Origin of the sequence: Pandoraea pnomenusa (genome assembly GCF_040391475.1) — a bacterium.
Taxonomy (GTDB): Bacteria; Pseudomonadota; Gammaproteobacteria; order Burkholderiales; family Burkholderiaceae; genus Pandoraea; species Pandoraea pnomenusa_C.
Map to the genome: position 1 here is coordinate 1 of NZ_JBEBXS010000035.1, position 17,854 is coordinate 17,854.

A 17,854-nucleotide genomic window follows, 5' to 3' on the forward strand; every position below is an offset into this window, starting at 1 on the left:
GCGGGTTGATGTTGTTCGTGTCGAGCAGGTTCGGCTTCGGGCCGATGAACGACACCAGCGACATCACCATGTTTTCGCGGATCGGATCGATCGGCGGGTTCGTCACCTGCGCGAAGAGCTGACGGAAATAGTGATAGAGCGTCTTGTTCTTGTTGCTCATGACCGCGAGCGGGCTGTCGTTGCCCATCGAGCCCACGGCTTCTTCGCCGTTGATCGCCATCGGCGTCATCAGCAGCTTCACTTCTTCCTGCGTGTAGCCGAACGCCTGCTGCAGATCGAGCAGCGGCGTGGCGGTGTCGTGATGCACACCGGCTTCCTCGACCTTCGGCTCGATCTCGTCGAGCTTGATGCGCACGGCGTCGATCCAGCTCTTGTACGGCTTGGCGTTGGCGAGGTTGTCCTTGAGTTCCTTGTCGTCGATGATGCGGCCCTGATCCATGTCGATCAGGAACATCTTGCCCGGCTGCAGACGCCACTTCTTGACGATCTTCGACTCGGGGATCGGCAGCACGCCCGACTCCGAGGCCAGGATGACGACGTCGTCGTCCGTAATCACGAAACGTGCCGGACGCAGACCGTTACGGTCGAGCGTGGCGCCGATCTGGCGGCCGTCGGTGAACGCGATGGCGGCGGGGCCGTCCCACGGCTCCATCATGGCGGCGTGGTACTCGTAGAACGCACGGCGGTTCTCGTCCATCAGCGTGTGCTGTTCCCAGGCTTCCGGGATCATCATCATCACGGCGTGGGCGAGCGGGTAGCCGGCCATCGTGAGCATTTCGAGGCAGTTGTCGAACGATGCGGTGTCCGACTGGCCCGGGTAGATCAGCGGCCACAGCTTCTGCAGGTCGTCGCCGAGCACGGCCGACGAGATCGCGCCGGTGCGGGCGTTGATCCAGTTGACGTTGCCCTTCACGGTGTTGATTTCACCGTTATGCGCCACCATGCGGTACGGGTGCGCCAGTTCCCATGCCGGGAACGTGTTCGTCGAGAAGCGCTGGTGAACGAGGGCGAGTGCCGAGACCGTGCGCGGATCGGCCAGGTCTCGGTAGTAGCGACCGACCTGATCGCACAGCAGCAGACCCTTGTAGACGATGGTGCGCGCCGACATCGACGGCACGAAGTATTCCTTGCCGTGCTTGAGCTTGAGTGCCTGGATGCGGTGGCTCGCGGTCTTGCGGATGACGTACAGCTTACGCTCGAGGGCGTCCGTCACCATGATGTCCTGACCACGGCCGATGAAGATCTGGCGGATGACCGGCTCGGTGGCCTTGACGTTGGGCGACATCGGCATGTCGCGGTCGATCGCGACATCGCGCCAGCCCAGCACGACCTGGCCCTCGGCCTTCACGGTGCGCTCGAGTTCCTGTTCGCAGGCCAGACGCGAAGCGTGCTCCTTCGGCAGGAAGATCATGCCGACGCCGTACTCGCCCGCCGGCGGCAACGTCACGCCCTGCGTGGCCATCTCTTCGCGGAAGAACTGATCGGGGATCTGCAGCAGAATGCCCGCGCCGTCGCCCATCAACGGGTCGGCGCCCACGGCGCCCCGGTGATCGAGGTTTTCGAGGATCTTCAGGCCCTGCTCGACGATGGCGTGGCTCTTCACGCCCTTGATGTGGGCCACGAAGCCGACGCCGCAGGCGTCGTGCTCATTGGCCGGGTCGTACATGCCCTGTGCGTCCGGCGCCAAGTACGCCTCACCCGGCAGCGCTGCTGCCGTCGCAATCGGTTGCTGTTTCTTTTCCACGAGTTACACCGTCTCTTGGCGAGGCCGCCGCGCGCATGCTCGCGTGGTCGGCCGGGTTAAGTGGGGTTGGCCGGGCGGGCCAGAGCTGCGGAGCCGCGCGCGTCGAAGGTCATTCTCGGGCGTCGCCACAGGGAACCGACTCAGCGCGCACGCTTTTGCGCATCGCACCAATCGGCCGAAGTTGGAATATACGCTATGAAATTCACAATGACAAAATAATTTAATAGGGTCAGATTCTAATTAAAAACCGCACCAAAAGAAGGCTTGTTTTTAATGGGGTCAGATTAATTTCGGATGAACTGCCGGCGCCGGAAAAATCTGTGATTTCAAATGCTTGGCGGGGGAACGCTACGGCAGGGAGATGACCGGCAGGCCGTCCTGGGCCTACCGGAGAAACACTTCAGAGGGCGCCGGCGACCGGCTTGCGGGGACGTCCGCGGGTCAGCGGGCTGACGCGGCGATTGGCGGCAAGCGCCATGCGCGACTGATATTCGGGGCCGCCGAGCAACCAGCCTTTCTGTGTTGCTGTACGCAGTGCGTCGACTTCGTGTGCCGGCAGCGGAATCGAGAACCCCTCTGCGTAAGCGCGCTGACGTTCGAACGGCGTATTGCCCAGCGCCCAATACAGCGCATGGTCGGTGACGAGACTGTCGACCGTCAGCCCCACGTGATGGTTGTAGCTGGACCACACATAGTTTCCCGGCGCATCGACAAGACCAGCGCGCACCGGGTTGAGTTCGACATACCGGCTGGCAAGCAGCAGGTAATGCTCCGCCTCGATCACCGTTGCGCGGTAGCGGCCCTCCCAGAGCGTGCCGGTACGTTGATGGCGTCGGTTGAAATACAACACGTAATAGCGGCCGACGGCCTGCAGTGTCGCGGGGAGACTGCGCTCGTCTGCGGGCGTGGCGACCAGGTGCAGGTGGTTCGGCATCATGCACCAGGCGTGAATCGCCAGTCCGTGCGCACGCGCGGCATCGCGCAAACGGTCGTGAAAGACGCGCCGGTCCTCGTCGTCGACGAAGATCGCCTGCCGGTTATTGCCGCGCAGAATGACGTGCTGCGGCTGGCGCGGAATAAAAAGTCGCGGTAATCGGGCCATGCTGATTCAAATGTAATGCTTTAAAGCTGGATATCACGATTCACGAGAGAGTTTCGGAATAAAAAACTCTTTAAATTCTGATATCTAGCCAAACCCCGTTAATTCGTGCAAAAGCTCTAGATACGACGATTGCGCGGCGAAATCCCAAGCGCATAATGCATCGAAAAATAAATAAATAATCTTGGGAGGAAAGACAAATGGCAACTCGGACCTATCGGTCCGTGGCGTGCTTATGCGCGCTCGGACTCGGCATTTCCCTGGCGTCCACCAGCGCCAGCGCACAACAAGCCGGCGACAACGTCGTCAACCTCGGCTGGTTTCACATCGCGCCGCAAGACTCCAGCAAGCCGATGACCACCAGTGTCACACAAGAGGGCCTCACACCAACCCTCGTGCCTTCGAACTTCACTTCGCCGGGCAGCGGCGCGAAGGTCAGCAACGCCGACACGCTCGGGCTCGTCGTCACCCACTTCTTCACCGACAACATCGCCCTGCAGACCGTCGCTGGCGTTCCCGCCAAGTTCAAACTGACCGGAGAAGGCGTGATTGCGCCACCGGGCCTGGCCGGCGCGCTCACCAGTATCGATCTCGGTGCCGCGCAAAACAATCCGATCGTGCAAAGCGTGCGCCAATGGAGTCCGGCGCTGGTCTTGCAGTATTACTTCGGGCAGGCCAATTCGACGTGGCGGCCGTTTGTCGGTGTCGGCGTGAGTTACACGTTCTTCACGAACGTCAGTCTCAATCCGAATTTCGAAGCGGCGCTGAATCAGAATTTCGGCAGTGTGCTTGCGTTCACTTCCGGGCATAACGGGCCGACGAGCGTTGAAGCCAAATCGTCGGCGTCGTGGCAACCGGTTTTCAATGCCGGCTTTTCTTATGCATTCGACAAGCACTGGGTTGCCAGCGCGTCGGTCTCCTATTTGCCGCTCAAGACAACGGCCAACATCAAGATCAAGGCCCAGGATGGTACGGTACTTTCGTCCTCGGACGCCGAGATCAAGCTCAATCCGATTGTGACCTTCGTCTCGCTCGGCTACAAGTTCTAACCTCAGCGTGCGGGACGCATTCTGCGTTCAGCATATCGGACTCCACATCGAATTCCTAAAAGCGTGCCTGACATATAAGGGCACGCTTTTCTTTCGTCCAGCGCTTTTTTCTAGGGGCATTCCATGAGTCGATGCGTGGATACAACACCTTTAGAGCGCGGCCTCCAGACTCTCGCTATCCGCCACTTTGCGCCGTCGGCATAATGGCCCTGAATTTCATTTAACGAAATTCTCGACAATAAAGAATCTTGAGCAGGAGACGAATCGATGAAGTTGAAGCATTTGACGATTGCTGCCGTGGCCATGCTGACGGCATCGGGGGCCGCGTTCGCACAGCAAGCCGGCGATAACGTTGTCAACCTTGGCTGGTTCCACCTCGCGCCGCAGGTATCGAGCGATCCGCTCAGCGTGACGGGCTCGAACGTTCCTGGACTGCAGCAACTTGCGAACAGCCACTTGGGTGGCACGGGTGCACAGGTCGATAACGCCGACACGGTCGGTATCACGTTCGCCCACTTCTTCACCGACAACATCGCCGTTGAGGCCGTGTTCGGTGTACCCCCGAAGTTCCGCCTCTACGGCCAAGGCGCGATCGCGTTGCCGGGTAACGGCGCACTGGCGTCGGCCAAGCAATGGAGCCCCGCGCTGCTGCTGAAATACTACTTCGGCCAAGCGAACGATAAGTGGCGTCCGTTCCTCGGCATCGGTGCCAGCTACTTCTGGTACTCGAACATCGAGCTGACCGACGGCTTCCAGAATCTGGCCAGCGCCAACCTGACTGGCGGCTTGGGCGGCAATACCACGGCCAAGCTGACGAACTCGTGGGCACCGGTGTTCAACGCCGGTATCAACTACAACATGGACAAGCACTGGACGCTCGCTTTCTCCGTGTCGTACATCCCGGTGAGCACGACCGCCAAGCTGACGACGACCCGCGGCCCGATCACGACGACCAGCGAAGCCAAGGTCAAGCTGAACCCGGTGGTGACGTTCCTGTCGCTGGGCTACCGCTTCTAAGTTTTACCCGAGCTGCATTCAGGCCGCTTCAACGTCGCGAAAGTCGCTCCAAGTTGCTCCGAAAACGCCGCCCTGCGCGGCGTTTTCGCATTTATTGCGCCATGTCGGCGCCTTCTCACACGATTTTCAGCGAACGTTCTGCAACTTTCCGTTTTCCCGATCGGTCTTTCATGTGTACGCACACGAGCGGCAGCGCCATAATGGCCGCTCGCATCAGGGTTCCATCGGTGTCGGCATCCCCCCGGACTCGCCGGACACCGCATTTCAATACCACCTCTTGGGAGTCTGAAAATGGGAATTGCCTCGAAAGCGGAATCCGCACTGAACAGCGGGCTGGAAGATGCGCGGTTTGCGGGTCGTCGCACGGCACGCGCGGCGCGCCTTGCCACTGGCGACGTCTCCTCGCGAGTCCGTGATCTGCTCGACGATCTTGACCACGCCTTGTCGAATGCGAAGTCGGCGTCCGACGTGGAAGCCCTGCGGGCCGAAATCGGCGACAAGCTACGCCAGGCGCGTAGTGACTTTGGTGATGCACGCGCCAACTTGCGTCATCGCGCCAACGAAGTGTGGGAAGAGGCCGACGGGTATGTGCATGAGCGTCCGTGGCAAACGCTCGGCACCGTCGCCGCTGTCGCCTTGGTTCTTGGCTTCATCGCCGGACGCAGCTGAGCGACTCGCGAGCCGCCGGACGCCGACGATCTGGCGGCGTACCGGTCCGGGCCCATGCCCACCGGCTTCGCACCGCCTCACTCACGGAAATCGACGTCTCAAACAAAACAGCCGGCTATACGCCGGCTGTTTTGTTTGGTCGCCACCACTGGCTACGCTTCCTGCTGTCACGTGAGCGAGACCGTCAAAGGGTCGGCTCAATGGTGAAAAGTCGGCGGTACTCCTTGATCGCGTAGCGGTCCGTCATGCCGGCAACGTAGTGCGCGATCCAGCGCGGTTGATCGGTCGGATTTTCCGTTCGGTAGGTTGGCGGCAGCAGGCGCGGATCTGCAAGAAATGTCTCGAACAGCTCCTGCACGATACGTTGTGCCTTGGCCGACATGCGCATTACCAGATAGTGTCGATACAGGTTATCGAACAGGAAACGCTTGAGCTGCCCCGCCTGTTCGCGCATGTCGTCGCTGAACGCCACCAGCGGCCCTGCGCTGCGGACATCATCCATCGACGCAGGTGAGGCGTCCGCCACGCGCTGGCGCGTCGTCGCAATCAGATCGACGATCAGTGCATTGATGATCCGGCGCGTGGTTTCGTGCACCAGTCGGCGCCCCGCAATATCCGGCCAGGCATTGCGCGATTCGTCGCAGAAACGCTTCCAGAGCGGTACGTCATCGAGTTGTTCGAGCGTCAGCAGTCCGGAGCGCACGCCATCGTCGATATCGTGATTGTTGTACGCGATCTCGTCCGCCAGATTGGCAATCTGCGCTTCGATACCCGGTTGTCGCCCTTTGAGAAAGCGCTCGCCAAGCTCCCCCAAACCTCGCGCGTTCGCACGCGAGCAGTGCTTGAGGATGCCTTCACGCGTCTCGAAACTGAGATTCAGGCCGTTGAAGCCACCGTAGTGTTCTTCGAGTTCGTCGACGACGATCAAACTCTGCAGGTTGTGCTCGAAGCCGCCGTAGTCCTGCATGCAGGCATTCAAGGCGTCCTGCCCCGCGTGGCCGAACGGCGTATGTCCGAGGTCATGGGCAAGCGCGATCGCCTCGACGAGATCCTCGTTCACACGCAGATTGCGGGCGATCGAGCGGCCGATCTGCGCGACCTCGAGACTATGCGTGAGCCGCGTACGAAACAGGTCGCCTTCGTGATTTACGAAGACCTGTGTCTTGTATTCGAGCCGGCGAAAAGCGGTCGAATGGATGATGCGATCCCGATCGCGCTGAAATTCCGTGCGCGTGGCGGGTGCGGGTTCCGAGAATCGCCGGCCGCGCGACGCACGCGAGCGTGCCGCGTAGGGGGCAAGCGACGCTTCGTAATCGATCATCGCCAGCCCTCCGTCGTCAGATGTTGGCGCGCAAGGTGGCGCGAAGTTCTGCGTCGGGCACGCTCGTCATGAACGCCTGCCCCAGTCGGTTAAGCAATACGAAGCGGATATCCCCGCCTTCGGCCTTCTTGTCGACGCGCATCAGATTGATATAGCGGTCTTCGCCGAGGTCCGGGCCGGTCACAGGCAGTTTGGCCGCCTGGACCAGCGCCTTGATTCGTGCGACGAGCGCCTCGTCGATGAAGCCCAGTCGGGCCGACAGATCGGCGGCCATGACCATGCCGCAGCCCACGGCCTCGCCATGCAGCCACTCGCCGTAGCCCAGGCCGGCTTCGATGGCGTGGCCGAACGTATGCCCGAAGTTCAGCGTGGCCCGCAAGCCTTGCTCGCGCTCGTCGCTCGCGACGACCTTCGCCTTGATTTCGCACGAACGCTCAACGGCGTGAGACAGGGCAGCCGTATCGCGCGCGTTGATGGCATCGATATTGGCTTCGATCCAGTCGAAATACTGTTCATCGGCAATCGCGCCGTGCTTGATCACCTCCGCCATGCCGGCGGCCAGTTCGCGATCGGGCAACGTGGACAGCGTGCCGATATCCGCCAGCACTGCGCTCGGCTGCCAGAAGGCGCCGATCATGTTCTTGCCCAGCGGGTGGTTGATGCCGGTCTTGCCGCCGACCGACGAATCGACCTGGGAAAGCAGCGTCGTCGGCACCTGCACGAACGGTACGCCTCGCATGTAGCAGGCCGCGGCAAACCCCGTCATGTCCCCCACAACGCCACCACCCAGGGCGATCAGCGTTGCCTTGCGATCGGCTTGCGCGCCCAGCAGCTCGTCGAAAATCAGGTTGAGCGTTTGCCAGTTCTTGTGCTTCTCGCCATCGGGCAGCACCGCAGTCACCACTTTCTTGCCAAGCCGCTGCAACGTTGCCGCAACGCGTTCGGCGTACAGCGGGCCGACGGTCGTGTTCGTGACGATCACGGCGTGTGTACCACGCACGTGGGGGGCAAACAGCGCTTCCTGGGTGAGCAAGTCGGTACCGATGTGAATGGGGTAGCCGCGCTCGCCCAGATCCAGTTTGAGGGTAATCATGCCGCTTGTTGTCATGTTCAGCGTTATCGGCGCGACGTCGGCGTGGCGACGCTGCATCGCGCGGGTTGGCGTGTCCTAGCGAGACAAGGTATCACGTGCGGGTGGCACGGATGCGCTCCCCGCGTCGTTATCGCGAACGGGCTGCACCGTATCGTCGCCGTCTGCGTGAGCCCCGGCGTCGCCGGCGACTTCCGGCAGCGCGACGTCTGCGAGACCCGGGTCCTCCTGCGCGTCGGACGACACCTCAGGGTGGCTCGGCACGATACCTGCCATTTCCAACTGCATCAGCACCATATTGACGAGCGCATTGACGCTCGGCCGACCGGTTTCGATGACGAAGGTCGCGCATTCGCGATACAAGGCGTCGCGCTCCTGAAAGAGCTGCTCGAGGCGTGCACGCGGATCGGCCGTTTGAAGCAACGGACGATTCTTGTCGCGACGCGTGCGCAACCAGAGGTCGTGCGGATTCGCGCGCAGATAGACGACCGTGCCGCGAGACTTGATGTGCTCGCGGTTTTCCGCGCGCAGCACCGCGCCCCCGCCCGTGGCGAGTACGATTCCGCTGCGTTGGGTGAGTTCGTCGATGGTCTGGGCTTCTCGCAGACGAAAGCCGTCTTCGCCTTCGTGCTCGAAAATGACCGGGATACGCACGCCCGTGCGCGCCTCGATCTCATGGTCGGAGTCATAGAACTGCCGCCCCAGACGCCGCGCAACTGCGCGTCCTACCGTGGTCTTGCCCGCCCCCATCAGTCCGACGAGTATTACGTTTTCCAGCATAAATCGCTGATATTTGGGTTCCAACCCCCGATAATACCGGGATATGCGTCGGGCGTGCGGAACGCGTCACCTCAAGGAACGTCCCCGTAAGGCGCGGATGCCCTGCCGGCGAGTCTCCCCGTACCGGCGCAGGCAACACCGCTGGCGCGTCCGCCGGCATCTCCAACGCGGCACCCGCGCTGGAAGCCGCCGGAGCCAGTCCCCCGCCACCATGCCCGGAGGCCCCCTCCGGCACCACACTGGGCGTCAGAAATACGAGCAACTCCGTGCGCCGATCTTCGTTGGCTCGATTCCGGAACAATGCGCCAAGCACGGGTACGTCCCCCAACCAGGGCACACCGGCCCGGCTGTCTCGCGTCTCCTCCTGATAGATGCCGCCGATGGCGACCGTACCGCCGTCTTCGACCTGCACTTGTGTCTTGACGTGCCGGGTGTCGACGGCAAATCCGCCCGCTACCTCCTGCCCGACGCTGTCCTTTCGCACGTCGACGTCCAGAATCACCTGACCGTCCGGGGTAATCAGCGGCGTGACTTCCAACTTCAACGTCGCCTTGCGAAAGTGGAGCGATAGGGTATTCCGGCTGCCGCTTCGGGTCTGATACGGCAATTCGGTGCCCTGTTCGATGACTGCCGGCACCTTGTCCGCAGTGACCACGCGCGGTCGGGAAACGACGCGGCCCTGGCCACGCGTCTCCAGCGCCGAGAGTTCCAGTTGGAGGAACCGCGCGGCGGAACGTCCGAACAAGGTGATCGCAAGGCTTGGCGGTGCGACACCGGCCAGCGCGGCGGCGGGCAATCCGATATCGACCGTGCTGCCCGGAGGCTTTCCACCACCGCCGTCCGTACCGCCGCCCCGTGCCTCGCCGACTTCGCCGTGAGTCGCGGACCGGCTGCCATCTATTTGTGCATCGCCGCCGCTCACGCCCGCCAGTCTCACACCGAGCGACTCGCTGAACCGGTCATTCGCCTCGACAATTCGCGCCTCGATCAGCACCTGACGCACGGGCACGTCGACGCGCGAAATGAACGACGCCAACGCGTCGAGCCGCTCGGGCAAGTCGGTCACGAACAGCTGATTGGTACGAGGGTCCGCGATCAGACTGCCCCGGGCCGACAACAGGCGCTGCCCCTTACTGTCCTTTCCGCCCATGATGATTTCGCGCAGCGCCACGGCGCGCGGATAGTTGAGCATGAAGCGACGGCTCGCCAGCGGCAACATCGCCTCACGCTTCGCGGCAGCTTCCAGTCGCGATTGTTCGTCGGCCAGAAGGTCCGCGCGCGGCGCGATCCAGTCGACGCCCCCGATCGATTGCACGCCAAGCCCCGCGCTGCGAATCATCACATCGAACGCCGTGGCGGCTGAGACGCCCCTCACTTCCATGTCGAGCAGCCCTGCAACGCGCTCGCCGATGACGACGCTGCGGCCCGTCAAGCGAGCGAATGCTCGCAAGGCGTCGACTGCCGGTACACCGTGGAGCGTCAGATCCACGCTCGGCGTATCGTCCCCATGAGCCCCCGCTCGGGCAAGCGGCGGCACGTGACTCCATGTAACGGCAAATCCCGAGCCCGACGTGCGCCGAAGCACGACGCGACGCGCGCCCGCTCGCATTGCCCCGACCGGTTTGTCGTCGTCGCCCGACACTTGCCGCCCGGGCACCGCCATGGTTACGGCGTCCTGCGCCGAACGTCGGGTCAGGGGTGTCTGGAACACGTCGATGGTCTCCGCCGGGAGTTGCCAATGCGACGTTCGCTCGGGAAGTGTGGGTAACGGTTGGGTGGGCGGCCGCATGGGGAGATCGGCGGGTCGGCGCCAGGCGTACGCGGCGATCATCACCGTCAGCGTCGCCGGGGCATCACTGGCGGTCGACGCATTTGAGGACCGAATCCCTGGCCCCTCGAGAGAGAAATGCTCGATGATCAGGAGACGCGGCATGCCGTCGATTTCCGCGAGCCATCCGAGCATGTTCGCCACCGTCCCCTGCACGCGCATCTCGGCACGCTCGACCTCGATCTCGCCCACGGACGCCGATGGTCCGGGACGCGCAGACTCAAGCATCAGGCCCGCACGGGCAACGGATCCCTCCAGGTCGGCGCGCCACGGCGCCCCCCAATCATCGAACGCGTCGGTGGCGGCGCCATCCCCGTCTTCGTCCGGTATCGATGTCGCTGTCGATGTCGCTGTCGATGACACTGTCGATGTCGCTGTCGATGTCGCTGTCGGTATCGGTGTCGATGTCGCTGTCGCTGTCGGCATCGGTGTCAGCGAGTCGGAAGTGTCGCCACGGCCGGCGACGGGCAACAAGCGCCGCCATGCCGAGGTCTCGGCGTCAGCGTTGCGCAATGTGGCCAGTAACGACGGAAGTCGAAACGCTGCATCGTTGGCCCGATCCAGCACCTGTTGTTCGACCGCCAGATCCTTCTGCAATGTCGCCCGGACCGGCAGATTTGTCAGCCACCAGATGGACCACGCCGTCGCCAGCCCGGTCATCCACGCTATCGCAGCCGCGCCCCACCGCAACGACCGCGGCCATTGCGCCGGAGCAACCAATGTCCAGGCCCGCCATCGCGCGCGCCAGCGCTCCCTGACATCCAGAAACAGGTCGCGAACATCGTCCGGCGGGTGCGGTTCACCGTACATCCGGCACCTCCTCGCGTGGCGAGGTCTCGATATCCCGATCGAGGGTCGAAACACTGGCAACCGTCACAGGCTTCAGATCTATACGTAATGCGAAGCGGCGAAGATTTGGTACGCCGGCGTCGTCTGCCCCGACCAATTGACGCCGGACGCTCTGCGGCACGACGCTGGATTCCACTTCCGCGACCTTGCGCACCCAGGACAGCGCCCTCAACCGCTTCTGCGTCTCGCGCACCCGAGACTGCGTGGTCGCATACCCCTCGATGCGCAGCTGCGCTTCCGCCGTTTTCACTCCCACGAGTCGGACACCGTCGGCACAGGCCCGCATGAGGTCCAAAAGCTGGTACGCCACGGGCTGCCGACGCTCGATCAGCGCAATCGCTGCGCGGCGGTGTGCCTCCAGTGCAGCCAACTGGCGCGTGGAAAGATCGAACGCGGCCGTCTCGCCTTCGCGCTTTGCAATGGCAAGACGCATCGTTGCCAGTTGGGCTTGCGCCTCTCGTTTCAGTGCGAAATCGCGGGCGATCGGAGCCAACGACCCCAGCGCCCCGCAGGCTGCCACGCATGCCCAAACGCGCCATTGCCGCCGAAAGTCGCGCTGTCGATATTGTGCAATCGTCGGAAGGAAATCGAGCGGCGGGAGCGTTACGTTCATCCGCATGACATCCCTCGCATTTCCATCGCGCGCAAGGCCAATCCGCATGGAACGGCCAATGACGCTTGCGGTACGAAGCCGTGCCGCCGCGCCGTCGTGGAAGCCGGGGCCTCGAATCGCTGCAGCGGGTCGAAGTGCCTGACGGGAACGGCGCACGCAGCGGCCAGAGCGTCGCTGATCGCCACGAGTCCAGCCGGGCTCGCGCCATTCGCCGCGACGTATATGGCGTCTGGCGCCGCCGGAAATCCGCCAACCAGTTCGCGCACCACGCTCGCAAGCGCCTCAGGGTGTCCGCCCACACCATCGAAACGCTCTCGCGCGTCGGCAATGCAAAGACGCCCCTCGAACACGGCTAGATCAAGATCGCTCGCATCGATCTGCAACAACGCGACAGGCGCCACCGCCCCGACACTGTCTGACTGCACCCACCGGAATGCTCGCCGACCGGCCTCATGGGCTGCATCGACGGCATGTACCGGTAAGCCCGCCATCTCCAGTACGGCGGCGCGGTCGTCGACCAGATCCGCTTCGCACGCATACAGACGCAAGCGATGGCCGCCGGGCTCGGCCCATGTCACGCCCACTCGATTGCGCAGCGCGAGGTCGCCGTCACCTGGGAGCAGCAGGGCAGCGCGTCGCTCGCACCACGCACGCAGTGCGCGCGGCGGCAAATCCGCCGGACAGTCGACGATTTGCGTTCTCAGCCCGTGGGCAGGCAGCGCCGCCACGACGGTGTCGCCCCCCAGATCGGCGGCGGAAATGCCAATCCGCTCCAGCAGACCGCTCAAACTGCGCGCCGCCGCCTCAGGCTTGGCGATCCGTGCACCCTGCAAGATGCCGTCGTCCAGGACAGTGGCGCCAGATGCGTCCAGCCGCAGGCCGTCACCGCCCGGCACACGCATCAGGCGAACGAAATGCAGGCTGTGTGCGTCAAAGTGAATACCGCAGCCGCCACCCGACTGACGCGGCGACAGCGCCGCCAACTGAGCCCCCATGTGGCGCGCACCGCGCAGAACCGCTTCGATCATGACTTCCTCCCGCCTTCCGGCTTGTCGATGGCATCGATGCTAGCGAGCCATGTGCGGCAACCCAATCGGACTCGTCCCAATTCACATGGCCGTGCAACGGACGAACGCCGCTTTCGGAATCCACGCCGCTTTTTCCTCAGCCGATTCCGATGCCCGGCATGCCTGAAATCCGATTTCGGGGATCTGCCACAGGCGGTCGCGGGTCGTTCGTTATAATCGGCCAATCGTTTTTTCCGGTTCCCCCATGGCAAGCACACCCCAAACCGAGACACCCCGCGACAAGCGCCCACCCAAACCGCGCCGCTCCATCTGGCTGCGCCTCGCCCTTTGGTTCGCCGGCCTGATCGCCGCGATGGTCGTCTGTGGCGCGCTGCTCGCGGGGTACATCCTGGTGGTGATGACCCCGCAGTTGCCGTCGCTCGACACGATCGTCGACTACCGGCCGAAGATCCCGCTGCGCATCTACACGGCCGATGAAATCCAGATCGGCGAATTTGGCGAAGAACGCCGGAACCTGGTGCGCTTTGCCGATATCCCCGACGTCATGAAGAAGGCCGTGCTCGCCATCGAGGACGACCGCTTCTATCAGCACGGCGGGGTCGACTTCATCGGGATCTTCCGCGCAGGCGTGGCCAACTTCGCACGCGGCGGTTCGTCGCAAGGCGCCAGCACGATCACGATGCAGGTGGCGCGCAACTTCTTCCTGTCGAGCGAGAAAACCTACACGCGCAAGATTTACGAAGCGCTGCTCGCCTACAAGATCGAGTCGCGGCTCACGAAGGATCAGATTCTCGAGCTGTACATGAATCAGATCTATCTGGGCGAGCGCGCCTATGGCTTTGCCAGCGCGGCGCGCGTGTACTTCGGCAAGGACCTCAAGGACATCACGCTCGCCGAAGCGGCCATGCTCGCCGGTCTGCCGAAAGCGCCGTCGGCCTACAACCCGATCGTCAATTACAAGCGCGCCCGCGTGCGTCAGGAATACATCCTCAAGCGGATGTACGACCTCGGCTATATCTCGAAGGACGAGTACGATCAGGCAATTGCGCAGGAACTGGTGGTGCGGGGGCTGGGCAGCGAGTTCAGCGTCCATGCCGGTTACGTGGCCGAAATGGTCCGCCAACTGCTCTATTCGCAGTTCAAGGACGAGATTTATACGCGCGGCTTCAACGTCTACACCACGATCAACTCGGCCGATCAGGAAGCGGCCTACGAAGCGTTGCGCTCGGGTGTCATGGCTTATGAACTCCGCCACGGCTATCGCGGCCCGGAAGCAAACATTGACCTGCCGGACGATCAGGACGAGCGCGAGCAACTGATCGACGACACGCTGGTCGAGCATCCCGATAGCGGCGATATGGTCGCGGCCGTGGTGCTGTCCGCCGCGCCGCAACAGGTCAAGGCCGTGCTGCTCAACGGCGACGACGTGACCGTGAGCGGCGACGGCCTTCGCTTCGCCGCCGCGGGCCTGAGCGCCAAGGCCCAGCCGAAGCAGAAGATCCGCCGCGGCTCGGTGATCCGCGTGACGAAGGACGCGAAGGACAACTGGCGGATCGTGCAAATGCCCGACATCGAAGCGGCATTCGTGTCGCTCGACCCGCAAAACGGTGCCATCCGTTCACTCGTCGGCGGTTTTGACTTCAACCGGAACAAGTTCAACCACGTGACGCAGGCGTGGCGCCAACCGGGCTCGAGCTTCAAGCCGTTCATCTACTCCGCCGCGCTGGAAAAGGGCTTCGCACCGGCGACGATCATCAACGACGGGCCGCTGTACTTCACCGCCGCACAAACCGGCGGACAGCCCTGGGAGCCGAAGAACTACGGTGGCGGGTTCGAGGGCCCAATGCCGATGCGCGTCGCCCTGATGCGCTCGCGTAACCTCGTGTCGATCCGCATTCTGCAGAGCATTACGCCGGGCTATGCACAGAAATTCATCGGCCGGTTCGGCTTCGAGGCGGACAAGCATCCCGCCTACCTGCCGATGGCGCTGGGCGCCGGGATGGTCACGCCGCTGCAAATGGCGAGTGCCTACTCCGTGTTCGCCAACGGCGGATACCGCGTGAATCCGTTCATCGTGGCGCGCATTACCGACTCGAAGGGCAACGTCATCATGGAGGAGAAGCCTGCCATGGCAGGCGATGAAACGATTCGTGCCATTCCGGCGCGCAACGCGTTCATCATGAATTCGATGCTCCATGACGTGGCGACTCGCGGTACGGCCGCCAAGACCAACGTGCTCAAGCGCAGCGATCTGGCGGGCAAGACCGGTACCACGAACGATTCACACGATGCCTGGTTCGCCGGCTATCAGTCGCAATTGGTCGGGGTGGCATGGATCGGCTTCGATCAGCCGCGCAACCTGGGCGATCGCGAAACCGGGGGCGGACTGGCCCTGCCGATCTGGATCGACTACATGGCAAAGGCGTTGCGCGGGGTTCCCGAATCGACGCGCACGATGCCGCAGGGCGTGATTCAGGCGAATGGAGATTACTTCTATGACGACTATCCGCCGGGCCGTGCCGTCAGCACGGTCGGCCTGAGCGCCGAAACGGCGCCGGACGGTTCGGCCGCGCCGGGCCCGGCAACGGGCGCAATGCCCGGTCAGATGCCGGCCCAGCCGGGTCCGGCCCCTGCGCCCGCGCCGGTGGACCGTCAGGAGCGCCAACGCATACTGGACATGTTCAACAGCAAGCCCTGACAGGCGAGTGGGAATCTGCGGTCCCGAGAGTATCCGGGATCGCCACGCGGCGCAGCGCCTCGGGCACACCGAGGTCTGCGCCGCGATTTTTTTGTCAGTCCGCTTGCAGTGTTACCGTCTCGCCGGCCTGCTGCGAAGCAAAGCGCGACAACGCTTCGAACAGCTCCGAGTCGTCGCGCGTATCGCGCCATTCGTCGCCCTTCAGGCGGAAATGGAAGCCGCCCGAACGCGCCGCGACCCAGATTTCGCTCATGGGCGTTTGCAGGTTGACGATGATCTTGCTGCCGTCTTCGAATTCGAGCGTCAGGACATTGCCCGTGCGCTCGCAATCGATGTCCACCTCGCTGTCCTCGACAGCCGCCTCCACCTGCGCCAGCACTGCCTCGGCGAGCGCCAGGAATTCACTTTCCGTCATGCTAAACTCCACGGTTTGCGTCATCGTTTGCATGCCGCACCACGCGGCGATACCCCCATGACTGCACCTATTCGAACCTGCGCGATTGTAGCGTCGATTACCCTTTTGAGCGTGCTGGCCGGTTGCGGCCAGGCCGGGCCGCTGTATCTGCCGGCACGACCGGTGAAACCGACGCCGCCCCCGGGCGCGCCGCTGCCCCCGCCGCCACGCGTGCCTGAACCGCAACGTGGCCCGTCGGTCGACGTGCCGTCGGCCGCTTCGCTGCCTGCGGCGAAGCCGGAGTAAGCTGGCAGAAGCCGAACCGGCTGCACCAGCCTGCCGACACCCTCCGCTTCGGCGGAATGTCCTTTTGATTACCGAGTTTTAGCGCGAGTTCTAGCGATGTCCGACGCCCTCTTCTCCTACCGCGACGACGTTCTTCACGCCGAGGGCGTTGCCCTGCCCGCCCTCGCCGAGCGCTTCGGCACGCCGCTTTACGTCTATTCGAAGGCCGCGCTGACGAAGGCCTATCAGGCCTACGCCAAGGCCTGCGAGGGCCGCAACGCCGCCGTGCACTACGCCGCCAAGGCAAACTCGAACCTCGCCGTGCTTGGCGTGTTTGCCAAGCTCGGCGCAGGCTTCGACATCGTGTCGGCTGGCGAACTCGCCCGAGTCATCGCCGCCGGCGGCGATCCGAAGCGCGCGGTGTTCTCCGGCGTGGGCAAGCATGCCGAGGAGATGCGCTACGCGCTGGAAAAGGACGTCTTCTGCTTCAACGTGGAGTCGCGTCCGGAACTGGACCGTCTGAACGAAGTGGCCGGTCAGATGGGCAAGCGTGCACGGGTGTCGCTGCGCGTGAACCCGAACGTCGACGCCAAGACGCACCCATATATCTCCACCGGCCTGCGCGGCAACAAGTTCGGCGTGGCCTATGAAGAAGCGTTCGACGCCTATCGCGCGGCCGCTGCCATGCCGAATCTCGAAGTCGTCGGCATCGATTGCCATATCGGCTCGCAAATCACGGAAATTTCGCCGTATCTCGATGCCACCGACAAGGTGCTCGATCTCGTCGAAAAGCTCGAAGCCGCAGGTATCTCGCTGCATCACATCGATGTCGGCGGCGGTCTGGGCATTACCTACACCGACGAAACGCCGCCGGAAATCACGTCGTTCGCCACCACGCTGCTCGACCACATCGCCAAGCGCGGCCACGGCCACCGCCAGGTGCTGTTCGAGCCGGGTCGCTCGCTCGTCGGCAACGCGGGCGTGCTGCTCACGCGCGTTGTATTCCTCAAGCACGGTGAGACGAAGAACTTCGCCATCGTCGACGCTGCGATGAACGATCTCGCGCGTCCGGCCATGTACGAGGCGTATCACGGTATCGACCCAGTCGAGCGCCGCGCCGCCGACACGGTGACGTATGACGTCGTCGGCCCCGTTTGCGAAAGCGGCGACTGGCTCGGTCGCGACCGCGCACTGGCCATCGCACCGGGTGACCTGCTCGCGATTCGCTCGGCTGGCGCCTACGGCTTCACGATGAGCTCGAACTACAACACGCGTCCGCGCGCCGCCGAGGTCATGGTCGATGGCAACGAGGCCTACCTGGTTCGCGAGCGCGAAACGATCGAGTCGCTGTTTGCCGGCGAACACCTGTTGCCCGGCAACGCCTGACCCA

General features: G+C 63.3%; 14 protein-coding genes and 1 pseudogene. 6 read left to right on the forward strand and 9 right to left on the reverse strand.

All coding sequences use genetic code 11. From position 1 onward, the window contains the following. A partial coding sequence (locus tag ABWO90_RS23290; protein ID WP_502922688.1) for a glutamate synthase central domain-containing protein occupies window positions 1-1,744 on the reverse strand: 1,744 nt, incomplete at its 3' end. A 400-nt stretch (window positions 1,745-2,144) separates the two neighbouring features. Next, on the reverse strand, window positions 2,145-2,846 hold the full coding sequence (locus ABWO90_RS23295; RefSeq protein WP_353193606.1) for a transposase: 702 nt from the start codon (window positions 2,844-2,846) through the stop codon (window positions 2,145-2,147). A gap of 197 nt (window positions 2,847-3,043) precedes the next feature. Between ABWO90_RS23295 and ABWO90_RS23300 the strand changes: the two genes are divergently transcribed. From ABWO90_RS23300 to ABWO90_RS23310, 3 genes are all read left to right on the forward strand, one after another. Then, a complete protein-coding gene (locus ABWO90_RS23300; protein ID WP_353193607.1) occupies window positions 3,044-3,892 on the forward strand; it encodes an OmpW/AlkL family protein in 849 nt (282 codons plus the stop codon). 267 nt (window positions 3,893-4,159) lie between these two features. Further along, window positions 4,160-4,909 carry an OmpW/AlkL family protein gene (locus ABWO90_RS23305; RefSeq protein WP_353193608.1) on the forward strand — a complete coding sequence of 250 codons (750 nt, stop codon included), beginning with the start codon at window positions 4,160-4,162 and terminating at the stop codon, window positions 4,907-4,909. A gap of 291 nt (window positions 4,910-5,200) precedes the next feature. Further along, window positions 5,201-5,578, forward strand: a complete 378-nt coding sequence (locus tag ABWO90_RS23310) for an ElaB/YgaM/YqjD family protein (RefSeq protein WP_353193609.1) — start codon at window positions 5,201-5,203, stop codon at window positions 5,576-5,578. Between the two features lie 184 nt (window positions 5,579-5,762). Here the strand turns inward: ABWO90_RS23310 and ABWO90_RS23315 are convergent, their stop codons facing one another. From ABWO90_RS23315 to pilM, 6 genes and pseudogenes are all read right to left on the reverse strand, one after another. Then, window positions 5,763-6,899: a deoxyguanosinetriphosphate triphosphohydrolase gene (locus tag ABWO90_RS23315; RefSeq protein WP_353193610.1), complete on the reverse strand. Its 1,137-nt coding sequence runs from the start codon at window positions 6,897-6,899 to the stop codon at window positions 5,763-5,765. Window positions 6,900-6,915: 16 nt separating this feature from the next. Then, on the reverse strand, window positions 6,916-7,992 hold the full coding sequence (aroB, locus tag ABWO90_RS23320; RefSeq protein ID WP_353193611.1) for a 3-dehydroquinate synthase: 1,077 nt from the start codon (window positions 7,990-7,992) through the stop codon (window positions 6,916-6,918). Window positions 7,993-8,250: 258 nt separating this feature from the next. Then, window positions 8,251-8,769, reverse strand: a pseudogene (locus tag ABWO90_RS23325) (shikimate kinase); the annotation flags it as partial. After that, a complete protein-coding gene (locus tag ABWO90_RS23330) occupies window positions 8,675-11,257 on the reverse strand; it encodes a type IV pilus secretin PilQ (RefSeq protein ID WP_353193612.1) in 2,583 nt (860 codons plus the stop codon). The gene ABWO90_RS23330 and the pseudogene ABWO90_RS23325, both read right to left, overlap by 95 nt. A gap of 139 nt (window positions 11,258-11,396) precedes the next feature. Further along, complete coding sequence (locus ABWO90_RS23335) at window positions 11,397-12,065, reverse strand: PilN domain-containing protein (protein ID WP_353193613.1); 669 nt, start codon at window positions 12,063-12,065, stop codon at window positions 11,397-11,399. After that, a complete protein-coding gene (pilM, locus tag ABWO90_RS23340; protein WP_353193614.1) occupies window positions 12,056-13,087 on the reverse strand; it encodes a type IV pilus biogenesis protein PilM in 1,032 nt (343 codons plus the stop codon). Before pilM ends, ABWO90_RS23335 begins: the two co-directional genes overlap by 10 nt. A gap of 244 nt (window positions 13,088-13,331) precedes the next feature. Here pilM and ABWO90_RS23345 point away from each other — a divergent pair, with 244 nt between their 5' ends. Next, a complete protein-coding gene (locus ABWO90_RS23345; RefSeq protein WP_353193615.1) occupies window positions 13,332-15,785 on the forward strand; it encodes a penicillin-binding protein 1A in 2,454 nt (817 codons plus the stop codon). A 94-nt stretch (window positions 15,786-15,879) separates the two neighbouring features. On the opposite strand, the gene cyaY is transcribed toward ABWO90_RS23345, so the two are convergent. Then, window positions 15,880-16,200, reverse strand: coding sequence for an iron donor protein CyaY (gene cyaY / locus ABWO90_RS23350; RefSeq protein WP_353193616.1), 321 nt, complete (start codon window positions 16,198-16,200; stop codon window positions 15,880-15,882). A 57-nt stretch (window positions 16,201-16,257) separates the two neighbouring features. On the opposite strand from cyaY, the gene lptM reads away from it, so the two are divergent. Both lptM and lysA read left to right on the forward strand, forming a co-directional pair. Continuing rightward, the gene (gene lptM, locus ABWO90_RS23355; RefSeq protein WP_353193617.1) at window positions 16,258-16,485 is read left to right on the forward strand and encodes an LPS translocon maturation chaperone LptM; all 228 of its coding nucleotides are present in this window, start codon (window positions 16,258-16,260) and stop codon (window positions 16,483-16,485) included. A gap of 96 nt (window positions 16,486-16,581) precedes the next feature. After that, window positions 16,582-17,850, forward strand: a complete 1,269-nt coding sequence (gene lysA, locus ABWO90_RS23360) for a diaminopimelate decarboxylase (RefSeq protein WP_353193618.1) — start codon at window positions 16,582-16,584, stop codon at window positions 17,848-17,850. Window positions 17,851-17,854 lie beyond the last annotated feature (4 nt).